We start from the raw sequence: 26000 nt of genomic DNA on the forward strand, positions 1-26000 counted from the left end.
GTGGGAGGGTGCTGAAAATCGGGTTGACGGGCGGAATTGCGTCCGGGAAGTCAGTCGCTGCCTCACGGCTGAGGGAACGCGGAGCGCTGTTGGTGGATGCCGATGCGCTGGCGCGGGAAGTGGTGGAACCCGGAACGCGGGGTCTTGCGCGGATCGTCGCCGAGTTTGGCGATGAAATGCTCGGCGACGGCGGGCGCCTCAACCGGGCCAGGCTCGGCGAGACGGTGTTCGGCAACCCGGAACGGCTGGCTGTCCTGAACTCGATTGTCCACCCGCTGGTCCGCTCCCGCGCTGCGGAGATCATCGCGGCGGCACCTGACGACGCCGTGGTGGTGCAGGACATTCCGTTGCTTGTAGAAACCGGCCAAGGCAGCGACTTCCACCTCGTGGTGGTGGTGGACGCACCGGAGGACGTCCGGCTCCAGCGGATGCTGGAGCACCGGGGGATGACCGCCGAAGCTGCCCGTTCACGCATCGCCGCCCAGGCCACCCGGGAGGACCGGCTGGCCGCCGCCGACGTCTTCCTGGACAACTCACGCAACGTGCAGGACCTGCTGGACCAGGTGGACCGGCTCTGGGACCACCGGCTGGTGCCCTTCGCCCGGAACCTCGCCGCAGGGAAGCGCGCGGCACGGAACAGCGGACCCGTGCTGGAACCGCACCGCGAGGACTGGGCGCAGGAGGCGCAGCGGCTGATGAACCGGATCGCAAAAGTCCTGCCCGCGGAGGAGCGGGACACCGCGCGGCTGCACCACATCGGTTCCACGGCAGTACCCGGACTGAACGCCAAGGACGTCATCGACCTGCAGCTGGCCGTGCCGGACCTGGATGCTGCCGACGCCCTTGCCCCCGCGCTGGCGGCAGCGGGATTTCCCCTGGTCCCCGGCGCCGGCTTTGATACCCCTAAGCCGACGGACCCGGACCCCGGCCAGTGGCACAAGCGTTTCCATGCCAACGCCGACCCCGGCCGGCCAGTGAACCTCCACGTCCGGGTGGCCGGCTCGCCCGGATGGCGCTACGCGCTGTTGTTCCGCGACTGGCTGCGGGACAACCCGTCCGCGGTCATGCTCTATTCGGAGCACAAGGCTGGCCTTGCCGCCCGCTATGCCGGCTCGGGCGGCACCCGGGAGTATGCGGAAGCCAAGGAACCCTGGTTCGCGGATGTTGCCTGGCCGCGGATGGCTGCCTGGGCCGAGGCAACCCGGTGGGTCCCGCCGTCGTACACGTCCTGAAGCCTTACCGCGGAGCCCGCGCCTGTTCGCCCGTAACGGACTCGGCCTCCGGTGTCGGTGCCCGGTTGTAGATTAGATCCATGAGCCTTGCGCAGGAGATCAACCGTGTTGTAGCGCCCTTCGAGGTGATCAGCGAGTTCAAGCCGGCAGGCGACCAGCCCGCCGCCATCGCTGAGCTGACCGAACGCATCAAGAACGGTGAAAAGGACGTGGTGCTGCTCGGCGCCACCGGTACCGGCAAAAGCGCCACCACTGCCTGGCTGATCGAGCAGGTCCAGCGCCCCACCCTGGTGATGGTGCAGAACAAGACCCTCGCCGCGCAGCTGGCCAACGAGTTCCGGGAATTGCTGCCCAACAACGCGGTGGAGTACTTCGTCTCCTATTACGACTACTACCAGCCCGAAGCCTACGTGCCGCAGACGGACACCTTCATCGAGAAGGACTCCTCCATCAACGAGGAAGTGGAGCGGCTTCGGCACTCCGCCACAAACGCCCTCCTGACCCGCCGGGACGTGATCGTGGTGGCCACGGTCTCCTGCATCTACGGCCTGGGTACCCCCGAGGAGTACATCGCCGGAATGGTGACTCTCCGCAAAGGCCAGGAAATGAACCGCGATGCGCTGCTGCGCAAATTCGTGTCCATGCAGTACGCCCGCAACGACATGGATTTCCACCGCGGCACCTTCCGGGTGCGCGGCGATACCGTTGAGATCATTCCCATGTACGAGGAACTGGCGCTGCGGATCGAGTTCTTCGGTGACGAGGTGGAGAACATCTACACGCTGCATCCCCTCACCGGCGAAGTCATCCGGGAAGAAACCGAGATGTACGTCTTCCCGGCCTCGCACTACGTGGCAGGGCCCGAGCGGATGACCCGCGCCATCAAGTCCATCGAGGACGAACTCGCCGACCGGCTGGCAGTCCTTGAGGGGCAGAACAAACTGGTGGAGTCGCAGCGGCTGCGGATGCGGACCACCTACGACCTCGAAATGATGCAGCAGATGGGCTTCTGCAACGGCATCGAAAACTATTCACGGCACATCGACGGCCGTGCGGGCGGCACGGCCCCGCACTGCCTCATCGATTACTTCCCGGACGACTTCCTGCTGGTGGTGGACGAATCCCACGTGACCATCCCGCAGATCGGCGCCATGTACGAAGGGGACATGTCCCGCAAGCGCACCCTGGTGGACCACGGCTTCCGGCTGCCGTCCGCCATGGACAACCGGCCGCTGAAATGGGATGAGTTCCTGGAGCGCATCGGCCAGACCGTCTACCTTTCCGCGACTCCCGGCAAGTATGAGCTGGGCAAGGCTGACGGCTTCGTCCAGCAGATTATCCGCCCCACGGGCCTGATCGATCCCGAGGTCATCGTCAAGCCCACCAAGGGCCAGATCGACGACCTCCTGGGCGAAATCAGGACCCGGGTGGAAAAGGACGAACGCGTCCTGGTCACCACCTTGACCAAGCGCATGGCCGAGGACCTCACGGACTACCTCCTGGGCCACGGCGTCAAGGTGGAGTACCTGCACTCCGACGTCGACACCCTGCGCCGTGTGGAACTGCTCCGCGAACTGCGGATGGGCAGCTTCGACGTCCTGGTGGGCATTAACCTGCTCCGCGAAGGCCTGGACCTGCCGGAAGTCTCGCTCGTCAGCATCCTGGACGCGGACAAGGAAGGCTTCCTGCGTTCCTCCACATCCCTGATCCAGACCATCGGCCGTGCTGCCCGCAACGTCTCCGGCCAAGTGCACATGTACGCCGACCGCATCACGGATTCCATGGCGCACGCCATTGACGAGACCAACCGCAGGCGCGCCATCCAGGTCGCTTACAACACCGAAAAGGGCATCGACCCGCAGCCGCTGCGGAAAAAGATCGCGGACATCACTGATCAGTTGGCCAAGGAAGACGCCGATACCCAGGAGCTGCTCAGCAACAACCGCCTGGCCAAGGGCGCCAAGCGGAAGTCCGCGGCGAAGGGCGCTGCCCAAGTGCGCTCCGACGGTCTCGCAGCGGCGCCGGCAGAGGACCTGGTGGGCCTCATCGAACAGCTGACCGAACAGATGCATGGTGCCGCCGCCGAGCTGCAGTTCGAAGTTGCGGCCCGGATCAGGGACGAAGTCAGCGAACTGAAGAAGGAGCTGCGCCAGATGCAGGCCGCCGGGCACGCCTGACGCAATAGCAACGATTGGACGGCCCGGGGATCTGCCTGGGGTACAGTTAACGTCACGTAGGGGAGTATCCTGAGCGCTACGATCGTCAACACGCAGGGCATGGTTGCCCCGCCGGGCGTAGCGGGCCGCCACATCAGCACCAAGTGCACAGGCAGGCCGGAGAGACTTACACTGCATCTCTGTACCCTGCGAAAGGCTACCCTGTGCTCGATTTGCCCGTGTGGTTCGAGGTCGGCTCCTTTGTCGTCCTCGGCCTGATCCTCCTGATCGACCTTCTCCTGGTCATCCGCCGCCCCCACGAACCTTCCATGAAGGAAGCCGGACTGTGGGTGGCGTTCTACGTCAGCCTGGCCCTGGCGTTCGCCGGCGCCATGTTCGCCTTCACCGGACCTGAATTCGGCGGGCAGTTCGTTGCCGGCTGGGTGACGGAATACAGCCTCAGCATCGACAACCTGTTTGTCTTCATCATCATCATGGCCAGGTTCTCAGTTCCCAGGAAGTACCAGCAGGAAGTGCTGATGGTGGGCATCATCATCGCCCTGATCCTGCGCGGCATCTTCATCCTGCTCGGCGCCATCGTGATCGAACAGTTCAGCTGGGTCTTCTACATCTTCGGCGCCTTCCTGCTCTGGACCGCCTGGAAGCAGGCACAGGATGAGGGCGAAGACGAAGAGGATCGGGAAAACCCGCTCATCGCCAGGATCCGCAAGGTCATCCCCATGTCGGAGAAGTTTGACGGCGGCAAGCTGCGCACCGAGGTGAACGGCAAGAAGGTCTTCACCCCCATGCTGATCGTGTTCATCACCATCGGCCTGACGGACCTGCTGTTCGCCGTGGACTCCATTCCCGCCATCTTCGGCCTGACCCAGAGCCCGTTCATCGTCTTCACGGCGAACCTCTTCGCCCTGATGGGCCTGCGCCAGCTGTACTTCCTGCTGGGTGGCCTCATGAACCGACTGATCTACCTGAAGCATGCTCTGTCCTTCATCCTGGCGTTCATCGGCGTCAAGCTGGTCCTGCACGCCATGCACGTCAACGAGCTGCCGTTCATCAACGGTGGCAAGCACATCGAATGGGCTCCCGAGATCCCCACGTTTGTGTCCCTGGCAGTCATCGTTGGCACCATCATCATCGCAGTGGTGGCCAGCCTGCTCAGCTCCAAGGCCAAGGAAACCCACCTTGATCCGCGGCTCGAGGAAGACGCACGGAAGAGCCACAGCGACGTCGACTGATCCGCTGTACTGCTGAACGAAAGTGATCCCGGCCGCGTGGCGGCCGGGATCACTTGCTTAAATCGGCACTGCGGGACCCGCGCGCCGGGGCTATGCTCGGATTATGGCCGGCCCGTTGATGACGGAAAGTGGAGTGCGCCAGGTGCAGCGGCGCACCGTGATGCTGTTGAGTGCCGCCCAGGTTTTTGGCGGGATCGGTACGGGTGCCACGGTTTCCATCGGGTCAATCCTGGCCGTGGAGCTATCCGGTTCCAGCGCCTGGGCGGGCGCCGTAGCCACGGTAATGACACTCGGCGCCGCGCTGGCTGCCCTGCCGCTGGCCGCCCTGTCCGACCGGCGGGGACGTCGTGTGGGCCAGGTGGCAGGACTTCTTGCTGCCCTGGTGGGCGCCGGGCTAATGGTGCTTTCGGTGGTGTCCGGCGTCTTTGTCCTGCTGATGCTGGGTGCGGCCGGAATTGGCATCGGTACGGCTGCCAGCCTGCAGGCGCGCTTTGCGGCCGTGGACCTTGCGGACGCCGAACATCGCGGCCGGGCACTGGCCGCCGTGGTGTGGGCGGTGACGATCGGGGCCGTGACCGGGCCCAACCTGATCCAGCCCGGCGCCGTGGTGGGTGTGGCGCTTGGCCTCCCGCCCGTAGCGGGTCCATTCGTGATTTCCGCGGCGGGACTCCTGCTCGCCGTCGTCCTGCTCTTTGTTGGCCTGCGGCCGGACCCCCTGATGCTGTCGCGGGAACTGGCCGCCGGCCAACAGGCCCTAAAGCCCGCTGCTCCGCCCGTGAGTCAGCCGGCAGTGCTGCAGGCGCGGGCGCCCGGGTCCCTTGTCCTGGGGGTGCGGGCGGTCCGTGGATCACGCGGCGCCCTGCTCGCGCTGGCCGCCGTCATTGGAGCCCACGGGGTGATGGTGGGCGTGATGTCCATGACGCCGCTGCACCTGCAGGATCTGGTGGCCGGGCCGGGGCATGCCGGGCATGCCGCCACCGGGGACATGCTGGTGATCATCGGGTTCACCATCTCCCTGCATATCGCGGGGATGTTTGCGTTGTCACCGGTGATGGGCTGGCTGACGGACAAGGCCGGCAGGACCGAGACGATCATGATTGGTTTCGCCACCATGCTCGCAGCCGTGGCCGTGGCGGGATTTGGCCAGGCGTCCACTGTGGCTGTGGCGGCAGGGTTGGTCCTGCTGGGCGTGGGCTGGTCCGCGTCCACCATCTCCGGCTCCACCCTCCTGGCCGAAAGCGTCGGCCAGGAATCCCGGGTGGTGGTCCAAGGTGTATCGGACATGCTGATGGGCTTCGCCGGCGCGGTGGGAGGCGCCACCTCCGGCCTGGTCCTCAGCCAGGCCGGCTACCTGGGACTGAATATGGCAGGCGCCGCGGTGCTGGCTGCGGTGCTGGCCGTCGCCATGGCCACGCGGGTGGTGCAGAGGCGTGACAAACTGGTTTCCTAGGCCCCGCGTGCCATTCCCAGGAGGCGGTTGAAGATCCCCTCGCCGTCGTCGGCGATCCCGTCGTGGTGGAAGTCAGGCGTCTCCCAGACCTGCAGCCCACGGACCGCTGCGGCCGTCTCCAGGGAGAGGCCGCGGTCCACATAGATGTCGTCCGAGTAGACAGCCGCGGCGACCGGAACGGTATTCACGGCCAATCGGTCAGGATCGTAAAGCGGCTTCCAGTCATTCTTCGCCGCGAGGATTCCGGCGACGTCGCGCAGCGGCCGCAGCGCCGGGTCCTGGTCGAAATACCACGGGTACACCATTTCACCGGTGAGCAGCAGGGGGTCCGCGTCCGGCCGGAACTCCGGGTACTCGCGCAGCACCCGCCAAGCCGCCCAGTCCGTCCCTTCGCCCTGCCCATAGATGGACTCGTGCATCAGGGCATACAGGGGGTTGGACCGACGGGACACCACGCCCTGCACCTGCTCCAGGAACGCATCCGAAAGCCGGGTGCCGCCGTCGGCCTCCGTGAAGGCGTCCTCGAGCAGGTAATGGAGGCTGTCCACCCGGGTGTTGCCGCCCAGGAAAGCACCCACCATCTGGAAGCGCTCCACGGTCAGGGGGCCGCCGTCGGGCAGGACTTCCGGGGTGCTCCGCAGGTGGTGCGCGATCCTGTCAACGGTGGCCCGGTCCTCCGGGTACCAGGCGAAATATTCGGCGTTCCGTGCGGCCACCCGCTTGAAGGTGGCCCGGTACACGTCCTCCGCCGGGCCCGCGAGCGGCGCCAGGCCGCCGGTGATGAGAGCCTCCCGAAGGCCTTCGGGCGCGAACGAGAGGTATGTGAGCGCGCAGAAACCGCCATAGCTCTGGCCGTAGATGCTCCAGGGCGGTGAGCCCAGCGCGGCACGGATCAGTTCGGCGTCGGCCACGATGGAGTCCGCGCGGAAATGCTCCAGGTACGCCGCCTGCTGTGCTGCCGTGCCGCGCAGGGGCAGCGTGTTCCGGTCCAGGGGAGTGGACAGCCCGGTGCCGCGCTGGTCCAGCATCAGTATCCGGAAATCCTTGCCTGCGGCCTTGCTCCAGCCGCCCAGGGAACCGAACCTGTTGCCGCGTCCCCCCGGACCGCCCTGGAGGAACAGCAGCCACGGCAGCTTTGCCGCCTCTTCGGGGCTGTGGGCGGCCGAAACGTACTCGCGGGCGAAAACGGTGATCGTTTCGGAGCTGCCCGAGGCGCCGAAGTGGTCCAGGGGCACGGTGAAGGAGTGTTCAACGGTCCGCAGGCCGCGGAACTCGTGCCGGGCCCTGATCTCGTGCCGGACAGCACCCGTTCCGGAGGTCAGGCGTCCTGCCGTCAGTTGGCTGGCCGCTGCGCGCGCCTCGGCCACGTCAGCCATGGGCGGACGCCGGAACGCTGCTGCCGAACTGCTCGAGCGCCTCGCCGGTGAGCCGGAAGGTGGACCAGCCGTCCATGGGGCGGGCGCCCAACCGCCGGTAGAAGTTGATGGACGGCTCGTTCCAGTCCAGCACGCTCCATTCCACCCGCGCGTAGCCCTTCGCGACGGCGATCCCGGCCAGGTGCTGCAGCAGCGCCTTGCCGTGTCCCTCGCCGCGCGCTTCCGGACTGACGTACAGGTCCTCGAGGTAGATCCCGTGCACACCTTCCCAAGTGGAGTAGTTCAGGAACCACAGCGCGAAGCCGCGGACGTCCCCGTTGTGGTTTTCCGCCATGGCCGCGAAAACCCGGGGGCTCTCGCCAAAGAGGACACGCTCCAGCATTTCCGGGGTGTTCCGGACTGCGTCCGGTTCCTTCTCGTAGTGCGCCAGCTCGTGGATCATACGGAGGATGGCAGGGACATCGTGCGGGGTTGCCGGGCGGATTACACTCATTGTTCGAGCTTACCGCCGCCATCCCGGCCTCTGCAGCAGCAGCGCCGGGCAGCAGTTGCGGCAGCGGGGCCGCGCCGTCAGAGCCGGTTCACGTCCGTCACGCGGAGTACGGCCGTTCCGGTTTCGTTCGAGGCGTCCAGGTCCACTTCCGCGGAAATGCCCCAGTCGTGGTTGCCGGCGGGGTCGTCGAAGATCTGCCGGACCTTCCACACGCCGGGCTCCTCGGTGATGATCAACAGCCCGGGGCCGCGGGCATCCGGGCCAGTGCCGATGTCGTTGTGCTCGTCGAAGTAGAGGTCCAGGACGTCTTCCCAACGGTCCGCGTCCCAGCCGGCGGCGCCGTCCAGTTCGCCCAGGGCCGCGGCGTCCTCGTCAGCGAACAGCTCCACACGGCGGAACATCTCGTTGCGCACCATCACACGGAAGGCGCGGATGTTGGACGTGAGGGACGGCGGGGGAGGCGGCGCTGCGTCGTGCGGGGTGGGCGCAGCGCCTGATGCGAGTTCCTCCCACTCGTCCAGCAGGCTCGAGTCGACCTGCCGGACCAGCTCGCCAAGCCAGGCATTGAGATCTTCCAGGTCGTCGCGCAGCATGTCCTGCGGTACCGTCTGCCGCAGCGCCTTGAATGCGTCCGCGAGGTACCGCAGCACAATGCCTTCGGAGCGGGCCAGGCCGTAGAACTGCACAAACTCGCCGAAGTTCATGGCACGTTCGTACATGTCCCGCACCACTGATTTGGGCGCCAGTTCGAAGTCTCCAACCCACGGGGCCGCCTTGCGGTACACCTCAAACGCTTCGCCGAGGATGTCGGCGAGCGGCTGCGGGTAGGTCACTTCCTCGAGCATGGCCATCCGCTGGTCGTACTCGATGCCGTCGGCCTTCATCGCGGCGATGGCTTCGCCGCGGGCTTTCTTCTGCTGGGCAGAGAGGATCTGGCGCGGCTTTTCGAGCGTCGCCTCGATCACGGACACCACGTCCAGGGCGTACGACGGCGACTCCGGGTCAAGGAGCTCCAGCGCCGCGAGTGCGAAGGGGGACAGCGGCTGGTTCAGGGCGAAGTTGGGTTGCAGGTGGACGGTGAGGCGCACCGTGCGGCCATCCGGGCCCTGCTGTTCCGGCGGAATCCGCTCCACTACTTCGGCGGCCAGCAGCTCACGGTAGATTCCCAGCGCTTTCTGCATCAGCTGCAGCTGGGCGGGCCGGGTCTCATGGTTTTCCGTCAGCAGCCGGCGGGCGGCCGCGAAGGGGTCGCCGGGGCGTTCCATCAGGTTCATCAGCATCGCGTGCGTCACCGTAAAGCTGGAAGCCAACGGCTCGGGGACGGATTCCACCAGCCGCTTGAACGTGGGTTCTCCCCAGGAGACAAAGCCCTCCGGCGGCTTCTTTTTCACCACCTGGCGCAGCTTCCGCTGGTCGTCGCCAAACTTGGCGGTGGCCTTGGCCATGGCCTTCACGTTCTCGATGACATGTTCCGGAGCCTGCACCACCACCGTGCCCGCTGTGTCGTAGCCTGCCCGCCCGGCCCGGCCGGCAATCTGGTGGAACTCACGCGGGTTCAGCAGCCGGGTGCGGACGCCGTCGTACTTGCTCAAGGCGGTCAGGACCACGGTGCGGATGGGCACGTTGATGCCCACGCCCAGCGTGTCCGTGCCGCAGATGACTTTCAGCAGCCCTGCCTGCGCCAGCTGCTCCACCAGACGGCGGTACTTCGGGAGCATGCCTGCGTGGTGCACCCCGATGCCGTGCCGCACCAGCCGGTTGAGGGTCTTGCCGAAGCCCGCGGCGAAACGGAAGTTGGCGATCAGCTCCGCGATCCTGTCCTTCTCCTCGCGGGTGCAGACGTTGATGCTCATCAGGGTCTGGGCGCGGTCGATGGCCTCGATCTGGCTGAAGTGCACCACGTACACCGGCACCTGCTTGGTGGACAGCAGTTCCTCCAGCGTCTCGTGGACGGGAGTCTCGTGGTAGTAGTAATGCAGCGGGATGGGCCGCTCCACCGAACTCACCGTGGTGGTGGGACGCCCGGTCAGGTCCGTCAGGCCCTTCTCGAAGCGGCTGACGTCACCCAGTGTGGCGGACATGAGAAGGAACTGCGCCTGGGGGAGCTCCAGCAGGGGCACCTGCCAGGCCCAGCCGCGCTGCGGGTCCGAATAGAAATGGAACTCGTCCATCACCACAGATCCCAGGTCCGCGGCCGCTCCTTCCCGGAGGGCGGTGTTGGCCAGGATTTCGGCGGTGCAGCAGATGATGGGCGCGTCTTGGTTGACGCCCGAATCGCCCGTGATCATCCCCACGTTTTCGGCCCCGAAGATATCGCACAGCGCGAAGAACTTCTCGGAGACGAGCGCCTTGATGGGGGCTGTGTAGTAGCTGCGCCGGCCCTGTGCCATGGCCTGGAAGTGCGCGGCGATGGCCACCAGCGACTTTCCGGAGCCCGTGGGCGTCGCCAGGATCACGCTGGCGCCCGTGGCCAGCTCCATGATCGCCTCGTCCTGGGCCGGGTACAGTACCAGGCCCCGGCTCTCCGTCCACTCCAGGAACCGGGTGTACAGGGCGTCAGGGTCGACGGCGGACGCCGGCAGACCGGGGGCGGAGACATCAGGCAGCTGGTCAACGAGTTTCATTGTTTTCCAGCTTAGTGCCCGGATGCACCGGGATTTCCGCGTCCAGCGGGTTAGGCTTCCGGATACCTGCCGAACCAGAAAGTGGAGAACTGTATGAAATGGGATCCGGCAAAGTACGTCCAGTTCGGCGACTACCGGGACCGCCCGTTCTTTGACCTCACCGGCAGGATCCATGCTGACCGGCCAGTGCAGGTGGTTGACCTGGGGTGCGGTCCGGGGAACCTCACCGCCACTTTGGCGGAGCGCTGGCCGGGAGCCGACGTTGTGGGCGTCGATTCCTCGGCCGAGATGCTCACCAAGGCTGCGGCCGTTGCGGACGGAACGCCGTCCCTGCGCTTCGAGCTGGGGGATATGGCCCACTGGATGCCGTCCGCTGATACGGAAGTGGTAGTCAGCAACGCGGCACTGCAGTGGGTGCCCGGTCATCAGGAACTGATCCGGAAGTGGGCGGCGGCGCTCCGGCCCGGCTCGTGGTTTGGCATGCAGGTTCCGGGGAATTTCAATGCCCCGTCCCACGCGCTGATGCGGGCCCTGGCCGGCTCGTCCCGCTGGGAGCCGAAGCTGCGCGGTGTCCTGCGGGGCGGCGAATCGGTGGATGAGCCCGCGGAATACCTGGGCGTTCTGCTCGACGCCGGCTTCACGGCCGATGCGTGGGAGACCACCTACCAGCAGGTGCTGGCCGGCCCGGACCCCGTGCTGGAGTGGGTGCGCGGCACCGCGCTCCGACCCGTCCTGGCTGTCCTGTCACCGGAGGACGGTGCTGCCTTCGAGGCGGACTACGCCGCGGCGCTGCGCGAGGCCTACCCTGCAATGCAGCACGGCACCGTCTTCCCTTTCCGCAGGATCTTCGCTGTAGGGCGCAAGGGATAGGAGGTAAAGTCCATTCGCTGGACGTTCTCCACGTGGCAGTCACGCTGCGTGACAGCACAGAAAAGTGATCTGCCTTACAATGGCGGAGTTGGCCGTACGGGAGCCGCCGCCGTCCGCCCTTCCCGGCTATCCCAGAACGCAGTGGAGGTTTGGTGCTGATCGCTTTGATGAGGCGGCTGCTCATGGGCCACAAAGTCCGTATCGCCGCCATCGTGCTCCTGCAACTGGTCCAGGCTGCCGCCAACCTCCTGCTGCCCACCGTTAATGCGGCGATCGTTGACGACGGCATCGTTGCGGGCAACACCGCACTCATCTGGCGCCTGGGCATGGTGATGGCGGTCATCGCCGTCCTGCAGGCGGCGGCCGCCATCACCGCGGGCTACCTTGCCGCCGTGGTGGCCATGAGGATGGGCCAACAGCTCCGCGGCGAACTGTTTGCCAGGATCCAGTCGCTGTCCTCCCAGGACGTCGCCGTGTTCGGCACCCAGAGCCTGACCACCCGGGCCACCAACGATACCCAGCAGATCCAGGCGTTCGCCGTGCTGGTCTTCACTATGCTGGTGGCCGGTCCCGCAATGGGCGTTGGCGGGGTGGTCCTGGCACTGCACCAGGACGTGGCGCTGTCCTCGGTGATCATCGTGATTTTGCCCCTGCTGCTGCTGACCATGTACCTGATTGTCCGGCGGCTGATCCCGCTCTACCGCGAGGGCCAGGAACTGCTGGACCGTGCCGGCAGCGTTCTTCGGGAGCAGATCATCGGCGCCAGCGTGATCCGTTCGTTCGTCCGCCAGAACCATGAGATCCGCCGCTTCGCGCGGACCAACAGCAGCCTCACCACCAACAATCTCCAGTCCGCGCTGCTGGTTGCCGGCATGCTTCCGCTGGTCATGCTCGTGGTGAACATCTCCTCTGTGGCGGTGGTGTGGTTCGGCGGGCACCGGATCCAGGCCGGGGAGATGAACGTTGGTGCCCTGACGGCGTTCATTGCCTACATCTTCCAGATCCTCCTCGCCATCATGATGTCCATGTACGTCCTGATGACGGCGCCGCGCGCCTCCGTCAGTGCCGAACGGATCGGCGCCGTCCTCAGTACAGAACCATCCGTGCGCCAGCCAGTGAACCCCCAATCCCTGTTCCTGGCGCCCCTGCAGCCCCCGGCCCTGGCTGCGGATGTGCCGCGGCCGTTCCCACTGGCGGATGCCGCCGTCGGAAACGGCCGTCGGCCACCGCGCCTGGTGCCGGCAACGCTCGAGTTCAGCCAGGTGCGCTTTTCCTATCCAGGCGCGGAGGCGCCGGTGCTGTCCGGCATCAGCTTTACCGCCCGCCCCGGCACCGTGACCGCGATTGTGGGCTCCACCGGAAGCGGGAAATCGACCCTGCTCAACCTCATTCCACGTTTCCTCGATTCCACGGCCGGGCACATCAGCCTGGGCGGGGTGGATATCAAGGATGTGGCCCTGGAGAGCCTCCGCGAATCCATGGCTATCGTTCCCCAGCAGTCCCACCTTTTCATGGGCACCATCGGCGACAACCTCCGGATGGCGAAACCTGGCGCGACAGACGCGGAACTGTGGGAGGTCCTGGAAACCGCCCAGACCATGCGCTTTATGCGGGACCTGCCGCTGGGGCTTGCCACGCCGCTGGGCCAGGGCGGCACCAATCTTTCCGGCGGCCAGCGGCAGCGGCTCTGCATTGCCCGTGCGCTGCTGCGCAAGGCCCCCCTGTACCTTTTTGACGACAGCTTTTCCGCGCTGGACTACGACACCGATACCCGGGTGAGGCAGGCCCTCCAGGCGGTGCTGGCCCCGGCCACGGTCATTGTGGTGGCGGAAAGGATTTCCGCGGTGGAAGGCGCCGGGCTGATATTGGTGCTCGACGGCGGGCGGCTGGTGGCGCAGGGAACACACCGGGAGTTGCTGGAGACATCGGCCACCTACCGGGAAATAGCGGAATCGCAGCTTGCCTTGGACGGCCGCCCATGACTTCGCCGGCCCCCGCAGCCGAGACGGCAGGACGGTTCTGGCCTACTGCCCGCCGGCTCCTTGGACTGCTTCGGCCCTTCCGCCGGCACATGCTGGGCGCCGTTGCTGCCACCTGCGCGTTCGCGGGCCTCAACGTCGCCGCGCCAAAGTACCTGGGCGACGCCACCGACGTCGTGGTGGACGCCGCTATGGGCGGGAACCTCGACCAGGAAATGCTGGGGGTCATCCTGGGCGCGGTGGCACTCATGTACGTCGGCGCTTCCCTGTTCAACTGGATCCAGGGGGCACTTGCCGCCCGTTCGGTGCAGGGAGTGATGTACGGGCTCCGGGAGTCGGTCGAGGAGAAGCTTCACCGGCTGCCGGTGACGTATTTCCGGGAGCGGTCCCGGGGCGACGTCCTGAGCCGGGCCACCAACGACATCGACAACATCACCCAGGCCATGAACCAGCTCCTGACCCAACTCATCATGTCCGTGCTGATGCTGAGCGGTTCGCTGGCCATGATGCTGTGGATCTCGCCGCTGCTCGCCGCCATCGCCATCGCCGCGGTCCCGTTGACCACCCTGGTCACCGTGCAGGTGGCCCGGAAATCCCAGTCACAGTTCGACCGGCAGTGGACGGAAACGGGCGAATTGAACGCGAACGTGGAGGAATTCATCACCGGCCACGAGGTCATTAAGGCCTTTGGCCGGCAGGCGCAGGCAGCGGAAGTCGTGGCCCGGAGCAACCACCGGCTGGCGCGTGCGGCCACCAAAGCCCAGTACTCGGCGGGCGTCGTGCAGCCGCTGATGGTCCTGATGTCCAATCTCAGTTACATCGCGGTGGCGGTGGTCGGTGCCCTCCAGGTCACCGCCGGAGCCATGACAATCGGGGGCATCCAGGCCTTTATCCAGTTCAGCAGGCTGTTCACCACGCCGGTGGGCCAGATCGGCGGCATGCTCAACCTCATGCAGTCCTGCATGGCCTCGGCGTCCCGCGTCTTCGCGCTGCTCGATACACAGGAGGAGCCGCCCGAGCGGCCGGCACCTGACACTGTGGTCCAGGAGCGCGGCCGCATTGAATTTCACGACGTAACGTTCGCGTATCCGGACGCTGCGCCGGCGGTGCGCAACCTGTCCTTTGCGGTGGAACCGGGCCGGACCGTGGCGATCGTGGGACACACCGGGGCCGGCAAGAGCACCGTCATCAACCTCCTGTTGCGCTTCTGCGAACCGGACTCCGGGCGCATCACCATCGGCGGGACGGACATCGCGGCCTTTCCGCGGGACACCCTGCGGGCCGGGTTCGGCGTAGTGCTGCAGGACGCATGGCTCTTCGCCGGCACCATCCGGGACAACATCGCATACGGCAGCCCCGGAGCCGCCGAGGCTGACATCCTGGCCGCGGCCGAAGCCAGCCACGTGGACCGTTTTGTGAGGTCCCTGCCGCATGGCTACGACACCGTGCTGGAAAACGGCGGAGACGGGCTGAGCCAGGGCCAGCGGCAGCTGATCACCATTGCCAGGGCACAATTGGCGGGACGGGCGGTACAGATCCTTGATGAGGCCACCAGTTCCGTGGACTCCAGGACTGAGCTGCTGATCCGCCAGGCCATGCAGCGGCTGCGCCGGGGCCGGACCAGCTTTGTGATCGCCCATCGTTTGGCCACAGTCCGCGACGCTGATCTAATTCTGGTTATGGACCACGGACGCATCGTTGAGCAGGGCACCCACAACGTGCTCCTTTCTGCCAACAGCTACTACACGCGCCTCTACAACGCCCAGTTCGCACTGCAGGCGGGACGGGGCGGCGTGCTGGAGGCCGGGATTTGAAAACGGTGCCCGACTTCCCGGGGTCCTGGAAGCCCAATGCGGCCAGTTCGGTGCCGCTGTTCGAGCAGCTGCGGCTCCAGGTGATCCATCAGGCCGACGGCGGGAAGCTGCCGCCGGGAACGCGGCTGCCCGCTGTGCGTGCGTTGGCGGAACGGCTGGACGTGGCACCCCACACCGTGGCCAGGGCCTACAAGGAACTCGAAGCAGCCGGCGTCGTGGCCACCCGGGGGAGGAACGGCACCGTCGTCTGTGCCCGCGATGAGCGCCTGGGCGGGCTGTCGGCCGCAGCCGCCGAGTACGCTGCGGCCGCCAAGGCACAGGGCGCATCGTTCGCGGAGGCCGTCCAACTGCTCGCTGCAGCCTACGACGGCTCCTGATGGCCCCCGCGTGGGTGTTCGAAGAAGTTTTCGATTAGCATTAGTGGGTGCCTAAAGCCGTAGCTGAAGAATCTGCCCTCCAATCCGTTGAAGTTTCGCTGGCCCGCTCCGCCGCGCCCAAGCGTCCAGACCTGTCCCGCCTTGTGGTCAAGGGTGCCCGGGAGCACAACCTGCGCAACGTGGACCTGGACCTGCCCCGGGACGCCATGATCGTCTTCACGGGGCTGTCCGGCTCCGGCAAATCATCCCTGGCCTTCGACACCATCTTCGCCGAAGGCCAGCGCCGCTACGTCGAATCGCTCTCCGCGTACGCGCGCCAGTTCCTGGGCCAGGTGGACAAGCCGGACGTCGACTTCATCGAGGGGTTGTCGCCGGCGGTCTCCATCGACCAGAAGTCCACCAGCAAGAACCCGCGGTCCACCGTGGGCACCATCACGGAGATCTACGACTACATGCGCCTGCTCTGGGCGCGAGTCGGCCGCCCGCACTGCCCCGTCTGCGGCGAACCGGTAGCCAAGCAGACACCTCAGCAGATTGTCGATCAACTGCTCGAGCTGGACGAAGGCACCCGCTTCCAGGTACTCGCCCCCGTGGTCCGCGGCCGGAAGGGGGAGTTTGTTGACCTCTTCAAAGAACTCACCGCCAAGGGCTACTCCCGCGCCCGGGTGGACGGCAACCTTGTTCAACTCAACGATCCGCCCAAACTGGGAAAGCAGTTCAAGCACACCATCGAGGTAGTGGTGGACCGCCTGGTGGTGAAGGAAGGCATCAGCCAGCGCCTCACCGACTCCATCGAAACCGCACTGGGCCTGGCCGAGGGCAGGGTCCTGGCCGAATTCGTGGACCTGGAAGCCGACGATCCGCACCGGCTCCGCGCGTTCTCCGAGAACCTGGCCTGTCCCAATGAACATCCCCTCGCCATCGACGAGATCGAGCCGAGGTCCTTCTCCTTCAACAACCCCTTCGGCGCCTGCGCCGCCTGCAGCGGCATCGGCACCAAGCTGGAGGTGGATGAGGAACTCATCGTCCCCAACCCCGAGCTCTCCCTGTCCGAGGGCGCCATCGCACCCTGGTCCCTGGGTACTGCCACCACCGAATACTGGAACCGGCTCCTGGAAGGCCTCGCGAAGGAACTCGGGTTCTCCATGGACACGCCCTGGGAGAAGCTGGGCAGCGATGTCCGCCAGACGGTGCTGCACGGCAAGGACCACAAGGTGGTGGTGCAGTACCGGAACCGGTTCGGCCGGGAACGGAAATACAGCACCGGCTTCGAAGGCGCCATCCAATACGTCCACCGCAAACACGGCGAGACGGACTCCGAGTGGGCCCGGGACCGTTACGAAGAGTACATGCGGCAGATCCCCTGCCCTGCCTGTAACGGTGCACGCCTCAACCCGGCCTCCCTGTCGGTGCTCATCAACGGGAAGTCCATCGCCGACGTCGCGGCCCTGCCCATGCGCGATTGCGCCGAATTCCTGAACAACCTGGTGCTGACCGGCCGTGAAGCCCAGATCGCGCACCAGGTCCTCAAGGAGATCCAGGCGCGGCTGACCTTCCTGCTGGACGTCGGGCTGGAATACCTCAACCTCGAACGTCCCTCGGCCACACTGTCCGGCGGCGAAGCCCAGCGCATCCGCCTGGCTACGCAGATCGGGTCCGGCCTGGTGGGCGTCCTGTACGTGCTGGACGAACCATCCATCGGCCTGCACCAGCGGGACAACCGGCGCCTGATCGACACCCTGACCAGGCTCCGCGACATGGGCAACACGCTCATCGTGGTGGAACACGATGAGGACACCATTCACGTGGCGGACTGGGTGGTGGACATCGGACCGGGCGCCGGCGAGCACGGCGGCCAGGTGGTCCACTCCGGCTCCTACAAGGACCTGCTGGAAAACACCGCTTCGCTGACCGGCGACTACCTGTCCGGGCGCAAGAAGATCGACGTCCCCAAGAAACGCCGGAAGTACGACAAAAAGCGCGAACTGAAGGTGGTCGGCGCCCGGGAGAACAACCTCCTCAATGTTGATGCCGCGTTCCCGCTGGGTCTCTTCACCGCCGTCACCGGCGTCAGCGGCTCCGGGAAATCCACGTTGGTCAACGAGATCCTGTACAAGGTCCTGGCCAACAAACTCAACGGCGCCAAGCAGGTGGCCGGCCGGCACAAGACCGTGCAGGGCCTGGAACACCTGGACAAGGTGGTGCACGTGGACCAGAGCCCCATCGGCCGCACGCCGCGCTCCAACCCGGCCACCTACACCGGCGTTTTCGACAACATCCGCAAGCTCTTCGCGGAGACCACCGAGGCGAAGGTCCGCGGCTACCTTCCCGGACGCTTTTCCTTCAACGTCAAGGGCGGGCGCTGTGAGGCCTGCTCCGGTGACGGCACGCTCAAGATCGAGATGAACTTCCTGCCGGACGTTTACGTGCCGTGCGAGGTGTGCCACGGTGCCCGTTACAACCGCGAGACCCTGGAAGTCCACTACAAGGGCAAAACCATCGCGGACGTCCTCAACATGCCCATCGAGGAGGGTGCGGAGTTCTTCGCTGCGTTCTCGCCGATCGCACGGCACCTGAACACGCTCGTCGATGTGGGCCTGGGGTACGTCCGGCTGGGGCAGCCTGCAACCACGCTGTCCGGTGGCGAGGCCCAGCGCGTCAAGCTGGCCGCCGAACTGCAGAAGCGGTCGAACGGCCGCAGCGTCTACGTCCTTGATGAGCCCACCACCGGGCTGCACTTCGAGGACATCCGCAAGCTCCTGATGGTGCTGCAGGGCCTGGTGGACAAGGGCAACACGGTGATCACCATCGAACACAACCTGGACGTCATCAAGAGTGCCGACTGGATTGTGGATCTTGGCCCGGATGGCGGTTCGGGCGGTGGCCAGGTGGTGGCTGCCGGCACGCCTGAGCAAATCGCGAAGTCCACCACCAGCCACACCGCGGCCTTCCTCGCCGAGATCCTGCCATAGGGCCCCCTCAGCCGGGAAGTATTCCGTGTCGGGAATGCGAGTTTCAGGCATCAGCGCTGTCGTGAGAAACTAACCCGGTGACTCAAACAACAGTGCCCGTGATCTTTGACCTGGACGGCACTCTTGTCGATCCGGCCGGCGGAATAACAGATGGAATTGCTGTGGCCCTCCGGGCGCTGGGGCTTCCGGTTCCCGGCCAGGACCTCCTCGAAGCGATGATCGGCCCGAAGCTGAGCGATTCCCTGCTGAACGTGGCCCACGTCCCGGCCCACCTGCTGGAGGACGTCATCCGCCGCTACCGCGAGTACTACGTCGCCACCGGGATCGGCCAGAGCCGGCTGTACCCGGGTGTCCGTGAAGTCCTGGAGTCTTACGCGGCTGAAGGCCGGCCGGTGGCCGTGGCCACGCAGAAACCCCAGGGTTTGGCCCGCACGGTCCTGCAGCACCACGGTATCGACGGAGTCTTCCACGGAATCCACGGATCGGCGGATGACGAGTCCGCCGTGGACGGGGTCCCGGTGGGCAAGACAGAGATTATCGCTGCTGCACTGAGGGGCCTGGGCGCGCAGCATGCCCTGATGGTGGGGGACCGCGCACAGGACGTCGCGGGGGCCCTGGCCAACGGCCTGGATTGTATTGGGGTTGCCTGGGGATTTGCCCCCGACGGCGAACTTCAAACTGCCGGCGCCGTTGCCGTCGTGGAGACCGCCGAAGAGCTGGTGACCACCATCAACCGCCTCGAGTCCATCCACGCGGCGGCCATGAGCGAGGTGACCAACGATGGAAATGTTTGAAGCCGTCCGCTGGACCACCCGGAGCCTGATCGCCGGCACTTGCCGGCCCACCGTCGTCGGCATTGAGAACGTGCCCGCTGACGGGCCGTTCATCGTGGCACCCAACCACCTGTCCTTCTTTGACAGCGTCATTGTCCAGGCGCTGATGCCCCGGCCGGTGGCCTTCTTCGCGAAGGCCGAGTACTTCACCACCGGCGGAGTCAAGGGCAAGGTCATGAAGGCCTTCTTCGAATCCGTGGGTTCCATCCCTGTGGAACGCGGCGAGCAGGCCGCCAGCGTCCAGGCGCTCAAAACCTTGCTGGACATCCTCGAGTCCGGCCGTGGCATCGGAATCTACCCGGAAGGAACGCGTTCCCGTGACGGCATCCTCTACCGCGGCCGCACCGGCGTGGGATGGCTGGCGCTGACCACCGGCGCACCCGTGATCCCGGTGGGCCTGATCGGCACCGAAAACCTGCAGCGCGCCGGGGAGAAGGGCGTCAGGCCGCAGCACTTCACCATGAAGGTGGGGGAACCGCTGTACTTCGACAAGACAGGGCCGGACCATTCCCTCCCGGCCCGCCGGGAAGTCACTGACCGGATCATGGACGCCATCGCCGAACTCAGCGGCCAGGAACGCTCCACCAGCTATAACCAGAGCAAAATCACGGAGTAGCCGGGGCCGGCCATGGCACCCTGCAGGCCTCAGTAGACTGGATAGGTGGCAAATCCAGCTAGTTACCGGCCCCAAACGGGCGAAATTCCCACGAACCCGGGGGTGTACCGGTTCCGCGACCCGAACGGACGGGTCATCTATGTGGGCAAGGCGAAAAGCCTCCGCTCCCGGCTGAACTCGTACTTCGCCAACCCTGCCGGGCTGCTGCCCAAGACCTATGCCATGGTCCACGCGGCCAGCAGCGTGGAATGGACCGTGGTGGGCAGCGAGCTGGAGTCGCTGCAGCTGGAATACACGTGGATCAAGGAATTCAAACCGCGGTTCAATGTGGTTTTCCGCGACGACAAGACGTACCCGTACCTCGCGGTCACCATGGGCGAAAAGTACCCGCGCGTGCAGGTACTGCGCGGCGACAAGAAGAAGGGCACGCGCTACTTCGGCCCGTATACCGCCGGGGCCATCCGGGAAACCATGGACACCCTCCTCCGGGTCTTCCCGGTGCGCAGCTGCAGTGCCGGGGTGTTCAAGCGCGCCGAGGCGAGCGGCAGGCCGTGCCTGCTGGGCTACATCGACAAGTGCTCCGCACCTTGCGTCAGCCGGATCTCCCCGGACGACCACCGGGCCCTCGCCGAAGACTTCTGCGCCTTTATGGGCGGTGAAGCGAAACGCTTCATCAGCAAGCTGGAGAAGCAGATGGCCGACGCCGTGTCCGAGCTGAACTACGAACGGGCAGCGCGGCTGCGCGATGACATCACTGCGCTCCGCAAGGTGTTCGAACGCAACGCGGTGGTGCTCGCGGAGGAGACCGACGCCGATGTCTTCGCCCTCCACGAGGATGAACTGGAAGCCGCCGTTCAGGTGTTCCACGTCCGGGGCGGCCGGATCCGCGGCCAGCGTGGCTGGGTGGTGGAGAAGGTGGAGGACTCCACCCCACCCGACCTCGTGGAGCACCTCCTCCAGCAGGTCTACGGCGATGAAGGGCAAAGCCATGGCAGGCTGCCACGCGAAGTCCTGGTGCCCGTGGCGCCCAGCAACCAGGCGGAGCTGACGGAGTGGCTCAGTGGCATCCGCGGCGCGAAGGTGGACATCCGGGTTCCGCAGCGCGGGGACAAAGCCGCGCTGATGTCCACGGTCCGGGAAAACGCCGAACATGCCCTCAAACTCCATAAGACCCGCCGTGCCGGCGACATCACCGTCAGGTCGCAGGCGCTGCAGGAACTCCAGGAGGCGCTGGACCTGCCCGTGCCGCTGCTGCGGATCGAATGCTTTGACGTCTCGCACGTCCAGGGCACCAACGTGGTGGCCTCGATGGTGGTGGTGGAGGACGGGCTGCCGAAGAAGTCCGATTACCGGAAGTTCTCCATCACCGGCGCCGCGGCCTCCGATGACACCGCCGCCATGCACGACGTTCTGACGCGGCGGTTCCGGCACTACCTGCAGGACAAATCGGCCCAGGTGGACGAGTCCGTCCTCAACGCGGGCGGTCCGGCGGGACAGGACCCGGTGCCCGCGGAACCCGGCGAGGTGGACCTCAGCCTGGCAGCACCCGGCCAGGACACCGCCCTCCTGGATACCACCACGCCCGCGCCCCGGGCGAAGTTCGCCTACCCGCCCAACCTGGTGGTAGTGGACGGCGGCAAGCCCCAGGTCAATGCGGCGGCCCGGGCCCTCGCCGATCTGGGTATCGACGACGTGTACGTGGTGGGCCTGGCCAAACGGCTGGAGGAAGTCTGGCTGCCGGACAGCGACTTCCCGGTCATCCTGCCCCGGACCTCGCAGGGCCTGTACCTGCTGCAACGCATCCGCGACGAAGCCCACCGCTTCGCCATCTCGTTCCACCGGCAGAAACGCGGCAAGGCCATGACCGTGTCCGCCCTGGACGGCGTGCCGGGACTCGGTGCCTCCAAACGCAAGGCCCTCCTGGCGCATTTCGGATCTGTCAAGGGCGTCAAGGCGGCGTCGGCGGCGCAGCTCTCCGAAGCGAAGGGGATCGGTCCTGCCCTGGCCAGCGCCATCGTGCACCATTTCTCCGGCAACGGGCCGGAGGCTTCCCCGGTGCCCGCCATCAACATGACCACCGGCGAAGTCATCGAAACCTGACCGGACACGGTGAAACTTGGCGGAGTTGATTCAAACTTAGCTAGGGTTGGGGAGGGGTAACGGCGGGCGCCGGAAACCCCACCAGGCAACTTAGGAAACGGGGCGGACTTAATGGCAGACACAACGGCGGAATCCGGAGCGGGGGAGGACGGGATGCAGCCCGTCAAGCCGCTCGAAGCGGAACTGCTGGTGGTCACCGGGATGTCCGGAGCGGGCCGGAGCACAGCTGCGGACGCGCTGGAGGACCACGGCTGGTACGTCGTGGAAAACCTGCCGCCGCAGATGCTGGGCACCCTCGCTGAGCTCGTCTCGCACGCCCCGCAGTCCATCCCGCGGCTGGCCGTTGTCATCGACGTCCGCAGCAAGGGACTTTTCGCGGACATCCGCGCGGCCCTGGGCGCGCTGGCCGCCAGCGGCGTCACCTTCCGCGTCCTTTTCCTCGACGCCAGCGACAACGTGCTGGTCCGCCGGTTCGAACAGGGCCGCCGGCCGCACCCGCTGCAGGGCGGCGGCCGCATCCTCGACGGCATCGCCGCCGAACGCGAGCTGCTGCAGGAACTGCGCGACAGCTCCGACGTCGTCCTGGACACCTCGGGCTACAACGTCCATGGCCTGGCTACAGCCATCACCGAGCTGTTCAGCGAAACCGGCCCGGTGGCCCTGCGCCTGAATATCATGAGCTTCGGTTTCAAGTACGGCCTGCCCGTGGACGCCAACTACGTGGCGGACGTCCGGTTCATCCCCAACCCGCACTGGGTGCCGCAGCTGCGCCCGCACACCGGTTTGGACAAGGATGTCAGCGACTACGTGCTCGAAGCCGAAGGGGTCAAGAACTTCGTGGACCGGTATGTGTTGGCGCTGGAACCCGTCCTCGACGGCTACCGCCGCGAGAACAAGCACTACGCCACCATCGCAGTGGGCTGCACCGGCGGCAAGCACCGCTCGGTGGCGGTCGCCGTCGAACTTTCCAAGAAACTGGCCCAGTACCCCAGGGTCACCGTGACCACCACGCACCGGGACCTGGGCCGCGAGTAATGTCGCTGTTCACCGGGGCCCTGCCGCTGGTTCCACCGGCCGGAACGGCGGCGAACCAGCAGGATAAAGGGCGGAATGTTGTAGCACTCGGCGGCGGCCACGGCCTGTCAGCCTCCCTCTCGGCGCTGCGCCTGCTTACCAGCGAGCTCACGGCCATCGTCACGGTAGCGGACGACGGCGGGTCTTCCGGGCGTCTGCGTGATGAGTACGGCGTCCTCCCGCCCGGGGACCTGCGCATGGCCTTGTCCGCCCTGTGCGACGACACGGACTGGGGACGCACCTGGCGCGATGTAATGCAGCACCGCTTCCGCCCCGGCAAGGGACCCGGCGGCTCCCTGGACGACCACGCCACCGGCAACCTGCTGATCGTCACCCTCTGGGAACTGCTCGGGGATGCCGTCGCCGGACTCCGGTGGGCGGGTGCGCTGCTCGGCGCCCGCGGGCAGGTCCTGCCCATGTCCACCGAGCCGCTGACCATTGAAGGCGACGTCCGGGTCACCGCCCCTGACGGTACCTCGCACCTGCAGACCATCCACGGCCAGGCCCGCTGCGCCGTGGCCGGGTCGCTGGAAGAAGTCCGGCTCCTGCCCGAAGCGGCGCCCGCCTGCGTGGAAGCACTCTCGGCCATCGAACTGGCGGACTGGGTGATCCTGGGCCCGGGCTCCTGGTACACGTCGGTCCTGCCGCACCTGCTGCTGCCCGAAATGCGGCAGGCGCTGTGCCACACTCCGGCCAAACGCCTCCTGACCATGAACCTGGCCACGGACACCAAGGAAACCTCCGGCATGACGGCCGCCGACCACCTGCATGTCCTGCGGCGGTACGCGCCGGACTTCAGCGTGGATGTTGTCCTGGCCGACCCCGCCTCGGTTCCCGACCGGCCCGAGTTCGAGAAGGCCGCCGCGATGATCGGAGCCGAGGTGGTCTTGGGTAAAGTAGGGGCGTCGGGCCGCCGACCCGTCCATGACCCCCTGCGTCTGGCCACGGCGTACCACGACATTTTCGGGAACAGTTAGGAAGGTGCCATGGCACTGACAGCATCAGTCAAGGAAGAACTTTCCCGTCTGGACATCAAGAAGTCATCAGTCCGCAAAGCGGAAGTCTCAGCCATGCTCCGCTTCGCCGGCGGACTCCACATCATCTCCGGCCGGATCGTCATCGAAGCCGAAGTGGACCTGGCCTCCACTGCCCGCCGCCTCCGCGCGGCCATCGCAGAAGTCTACGGACACCAAAGCGAAATCATTGTGGTCTCGGCCGGGGGACTGCGGCGCGCCAGCCGCTACGTGGTCCGCGTGGTGCGGGACGGCGAGGCGCTGGCCCGGCAGACAGGCCTCCTTGACGGCCGCGGCCGCCCCGTGCGGGGGCTGCCCTCCGCCGTCGTCAACGGCTCCGCAGCCGACGCCGAAGCCGTGTGGCGCGGCGCGTTCCTGGCGCACGGATCGCTCACCGAGCCCGGGCGCTCCTCCTCGCTGGAGGTCACCTGTCCCGGCCCGGAATCGGCGCTGGCACTGGTGGGGGCGGCACGCCGGCTGGACATCCAGGCGAAGGCACGCGAGGTCAGGGGAGTGGACCGCGTAGTCATCCGCGACGGTGACACCATCGCGGCACTCCTCACCCGCATGGGCGCCCACGACGCCCTGATGGTGTGGGAGGAGCGCCGGATGCGCAAGGAAGTCCGCGCCACCGCAAACCGGCTCGCCAACTTCGACGACGCCAACCTCCGCCGCTCAGCGCAGGCCGCCGTGGCCGCCGGTGCCCGCGTGGACCGGGCCCTGGAGATCCTTGGCGACGACGTCCCGGAGCACCTGAAATACGCAGGAGAACTCCGGGTGGCGCACAAGCAGGCCAGCCTCGACGAGCTGGGCCGGCTGGCCGATCCCGTGATGACCAAGGACGCCATTGCCGGAAGGATCCGCCGGCTGCTGGCCATGGCGGACAAACGCGCCCTTGACCTGGGCATCCCCGGAACGGACGCCAATGTGACGCCTGAAATGCTGGACGAGTAACGGGCCCATAGAATCAAAAAGATTCCGGGTGCCAGACGCCCGGATGCACAATCCGAGATATACCAACCGGACCGAGTGTCCACGATTTTGGAGGATTTTGTGACCGAGTACGTACTGCCTGAACTCAGCTACGACTACGCTGCCCTGGAGCCGCACATTTCTGCGCGCATCATGGAGCTGCACCACAGCAAGCACCACGCGGCTTACGTGGCGGGCGCCAACAACGCCCTGGCCCAGCTGGCCGAAGCCCGCGAAAAGGGCGACTTCGCCAACATCAACCGGCTCTCGAAGGACCTCGCGTTCCACACCGGCGGCCACATCAACCACTCCGTGTTCTGGAACAACCTCTCTCCGGACGGCGGCGACAAGCCCGAAGGCGAGCTGGCCGCGGCCATCGATGACGCATTCGGTTCCTTCGACGCGTTCCGTGCCCAGTTCTCCGCAGCCGCACTCGGCCTGCAGGGTTCGGGCTGGGGCTTCCTGGCCTACGAGCCCATCGGCGGAAACCTGGTCATCGAGCAGCTCTACGACCAGCAGGGCAACGTAGCGCTGGGCACCACCCCGCTGCTGATGCTGGACATGTGGGAGCACGCCTTCTACCTGGACTACGTCAACGTCAAGGCCGACTACGTTAAGGCGTTCTGGAACATCGTGAACTGGGCCGACGTCGCTAAGCGCTTCGAGGCCGCACGCACCAACGCCACGGGACTCATCACCCTCCCGTAGTGACCGGCGCTTCACATGCCTGTAACAAACCTCACATTACGGACATAAACCAACCGCAATGTGGACCGTCCGCCCCCGCACTTGCGGG

At 66.2% G+C, this 26000-nt stretch carries 19 protein-coding genes; 16 read left to right on the top strand and 3 right to left on the bottom strand.

The window, feature by feature from the left end; genetic code table 11:
• Nucleotides 1-8 precede the first annotated feature (8 nt).
• From coaE to BACI348_RS10380, 4 genes are all read left to right on the top strand, one after another.
• A complete protein-coding gene (gene coaE / locus BACI348_RS10365) occupies nucleotides 9-1232 on the top strand; it encodes a dephospho-CoA kinase (RefSeq protein WP_159825524.1) in 1224 nt (407 codons plus the stop codon).
• 80 nt (nucleotides 1233-1312) lie between these two features.
• Nucleotides 1313-3409 (top strand): excinuclease ABC subunit UvrB, encoded by a 2097-nt coding sequence (uvrB, locus tag BACI348_RS10370; protein ID WP_159825526.1) that lies wholly within the window; start codon nucleotides 1313-1315, stop codon nucleotides 3407-3409.
• Between the two features lie 203 nt (nucleotides 3410-3612).
• A complete protein-coding gene (locus BACI348_RS10375) occupies nucleotides 3613-4641 on the top strand; it encodes a TerC family protein (protein WP_159825528.1) in 1029 nt (342 codons plus the stop codon).
• Between the two features lie 103 nt (nucleotides 4642-4744).
• Nucleotides 4745-6091 (top strand): MFS transporter, encoded by a 1347-nt coding sequence (locus BACI348_RS10380; RefSeq protein ID WP_159825529.1) that lies wholly within the window; start codon nucleotides 4745-4747, stop codon nucleotides 6089-6091.
• On the opposite strand, the gene BACI348_RS10385 is transcribed toward BACI348_RS10380, so the two are convergent.
• The 3 genes from BACI348_RS10385 to BACI348_RS10395 form a co-directional block, all read right to left on the bottom strand.
• A complete protein-coding gene (locus BACI348_RS10385) occupies nucleotides 6088-7380 on the bottom strand; it encodes an alpha/beta fold hydrolase (RefSeq protein WP_236557691.1) in 1293 nt (430 codons plus the stop codon). The genes BACI348_RS10380 and BACI348_RS10385 overlap by 4 nt on opposite strands.
• A gap of 79 nt (nucleotides 7381-7459) precedes the next feature.
• Complete coding sequence (locus BACI348_RS10390; protein WP_159825532.1) at nucleotides 7460-7960, bottom strand: GNAT family N-acetyltransferase; 501 nt, start codon at nucleotides 7958-7960, stop codon at nucleotides 7460-7462.
• 77 nt (nucleotides 7961-8037) lie between these two features.
• Nucleotides 8038-10584, bottom strand: a complete 2547-nt coding sequence (locus BACI348_RS10395) for a DEAD/DEAH box helicase (protein ID WP_159825534.1) — start codon at nucleotides 10582-10584, stop codon at nucleotides 8038-8040.
• A gap of 93 nt (nucleotides 10585-10677) precedes the next feature.
• On the opposite strand from BACI348_RS10395, the gene BACI348_RS10400 reads away from it, so the two are divergent.
• The 12 genes from BACI348_RS10400 (at nucleotide 10678) to BACI348_RS10455 (ending at nucleotide 25912) form a co-directional block, all read left to right on the top strand.
• Nucleotides 10678-11454 carry a trans-aconitate 2-methyltransferase gene (locus BACI348_RS10400; RefSeq protein WP_159825536.1) on the top strand — a complete coding sequence of 259 codons (777 nt, stop codon included), beginning with the start codon at nucleotides 10678-10680 and terminating at the stop codon, nucleotides 11452-11454.
• A gap of 167 nt (nucleotides 11455-11621) precedes the next feature.
• Nucleotides 11622-13436: an ABC transporter ATP-binding protein gene (locus BACI348_RS10405; protein WP_201298505.1), complete on the top strand. Its 1815-nt coding sequence runs from the start codon at nucleotides 11622-11624 to the stop codon at nucleotides 13434-13436.
• A complete protein-coding gene (locus BACI348_RS10410) occupies nucleotides 13433-15247 on the top strand; it encodes an ABC transporter ATP-binding protein (protein ID WP_159825540.1) in 1815 nt (604 codons plus the stop codon). Before BACI348_RS10405 ends, BACI348_RS10410 begins: the two co-directional genes overlap by 4 nt.
• Complete coding sequence (locus BACI348_RS10415) at nucleotides 15244-15624, top strand: GntR family transcriptional regulator (RefSeq protein ID WP_159825542.1); 381 nt, start codon at nucleotides 15244-15246, stop codon at nucleotides 15622-15624. The genes BACI348_RS10410 and BACI348_RS10415 overlap by 4 nt, the downstream gene beginning before the upstream one ends.
• Nucleotides 15625-15671: 47 nt before the next feature.
• Nucleotides 15672-18596, top strand: a complete 2925-nt coding sequence (uvrA, locus tag BACI348_RS10420; RefSeq protein ID WP_159825544.1) for an excinuclease ABC subunit UvrA — start codon at nucleotides 15672-15674, stop codon at nucleotides 18594-18596.
• A 77-nt stretch (nucleotides 18597-18673) separates the two neighbouring features.
• Nucleotides 18674-19390, top strand: coding sequence for an HAD hydrolase-like protein (locus BACI348_RS10425; RefSeq protein WP_159825546.1), 717 nt, complete (start codon nucleotides 18674-18676; stop codon nucleotides 19388-19390).
• A complete protein-coding gene (locus tag BACI348_RS10430) occupies nucleotides 19377-20045 on the top strand; it encodes a lysophospholipid acyltransferase family protein (RefSeq protein WP_159825548.1) in 669 nt (222 codons plus the stop codon). Before BACI348_RS10425 ends, BACI348_RS10430 begins: the two co-directional genes overlap by 14 nt.
• 45 nt (nucleotides 20046-20090) lie before the next feature.
• Nucleotides 20091-22145 carry an excinuclease ABC subunit UvrC gene (uvrC, locus tag BACI348_RS10435; RefSeq protein ID WP_159825550.1) on the top strand — a complete coding sequence of 685 codons (2055 nt, stop codon included), beginning with the start codon at nucleotides 20091-20093 and terminating at the stop codon, nucleotides 22143-22145.
• 111 nt (nucleotides 22146-22256) lie between these two features.
• Nucleotides 22257-23180 carry an RNase adapter RapZ gene (rapZ, locus tag BACI348_RS10440; RefSeq protein WP_159825552.1) on the top strand — a complete coding sequence of 308 codons (924 nt, stop codon included), beginning with the start codon at nucleotides 22257-22259 and terminating at the stop codon, nucleotides 23178-23180.
• Nucleotides 23180-24196 carry a gluconeogenesis factor YvcK family protein gene (locus tag BACI348_RS10445; protein ID WP_159825554.1) on the top strand — a complete coding sequence of 339 codons (1017 nt, stop codon included), beginning with the start codon at nucleotides 23180-23182 and terminating at the stop codon, nucleotides 24194-24196. The genes rapZ and BACI348_RS10445 overlap by 1 nt, the downstream gene beginning before the upstream one ends.
• Nucleotides 24197-24205: 9 nt before the next feature.
• On the top strand, nucleotides 24206-25186 hold the full coding sequence (whiA, locus tag BACI348_RS10450) for a DNA-binding protein WhiA (RefSeq protein WP_050055346.1): 981 nt from the start codon (nucleotides 24206-24208) through the stop codon (nucleotides 25184-25186).
• A gap of 99 nt (nucleotides 25187-25285) precedes the next feature.
• A complete protein-coding gene (locus BACI348_RS10455) occupies nucleotides 25286-25912 on the top strand; it encodes a superoxide dismutase (RefSeq protein WP_159825556.1) in 627 nt (208 codons plus the stop codon).
• Nucleotides 25913-26000 lie beyond the last annotated feature (88 nt).

The sequence above is a fragment of the Arthrobacter sp. 9AX genome, from assembly GCF_902506095.1.
Lineage (GTDB): Bacteria > Actinomycetota > Actinomycetes > Actinomycetales > Micrococcaceae > Arthrobacter.

Bases quoted from the DNA above. Each gene is read 5' to 3' on its own strand.
- uvrB (WP_159825526.1), top strand. From the start codon at position 1,313: ATGAGCCTTGCGCAGGAGATCAACCGTGTTGTAGCGCCCTTCGAGGTG.
- BACI348_RS10380 (WP_159825529.1), top strand. From the start codon at position 4,745: ATGGCCGGCCCGTTGATGACGGAAAGTGGAGTGCGCCAGGTGCAGCGG.
- BACI348_RS10390 (WP_159825532.1), bottom strand. From the start codon at position 7,960: ATGAGTGTAATCCGCCCGGCAACCCCGCACGATGTCCCTGCCATCCTC.
- BACI348_RS10395 (WP_159825534.1), bottom strand. From the start codon at position 10,584: ATGAAACTCGTTGACCAGCTGCCTGATGTCTCCGCCCCCGGTCTGCCG.
- BACI348_RS10400 (WP_159825536.1), top strand. From the start codon at position 10,678: ATGAAATGGGATCCGGCAAAGTACGTCCAGTTCGGCGACTACCGGGAC.
- BACI348_RS10405 (WP_201298505.1), top strand. From the start codon at position 11,622: ATGAGGCGGCTGCTCATGGGCCACAAAGTCCGTATCGCCGCCATCGTG.
- BACI348_RS10410 (WP_159825540.1), top strand. From the start codon at position 13,433: ATGACTTCGCCGGCCCCCGCAGCCGAGACGGCAGGACGGTTCTGGCCT.
- BACI348_RS10430 (WP_159825548.1), top strand. From the start codon at position 19,377: ATGGAAATGTTTGAAGCCGTCCGCTGGACCACCCGGAGCCTGATCGCC.
- rapZ (WP_159825552.1), top strand. From the start codon at position 22,257: ATGGCAGACACAACGGCGGAATCCGGAGCGGGGGAGGACGGGATGCAG.
- BACI348_RS10445 (WP_159825554.1), top strand. From the start codon at position 23,180: ATGTCGCTGTTCACCGGGGCCCTGCCGCTGGTTCCACCGGCCGGAACG.
- whiA (WP_050055346.1), top strand. From the start codon at position 24,206: ATGGCACTGACAGCATCAGTCAAGGAAGAACTTTCCCGTCTGGACATC.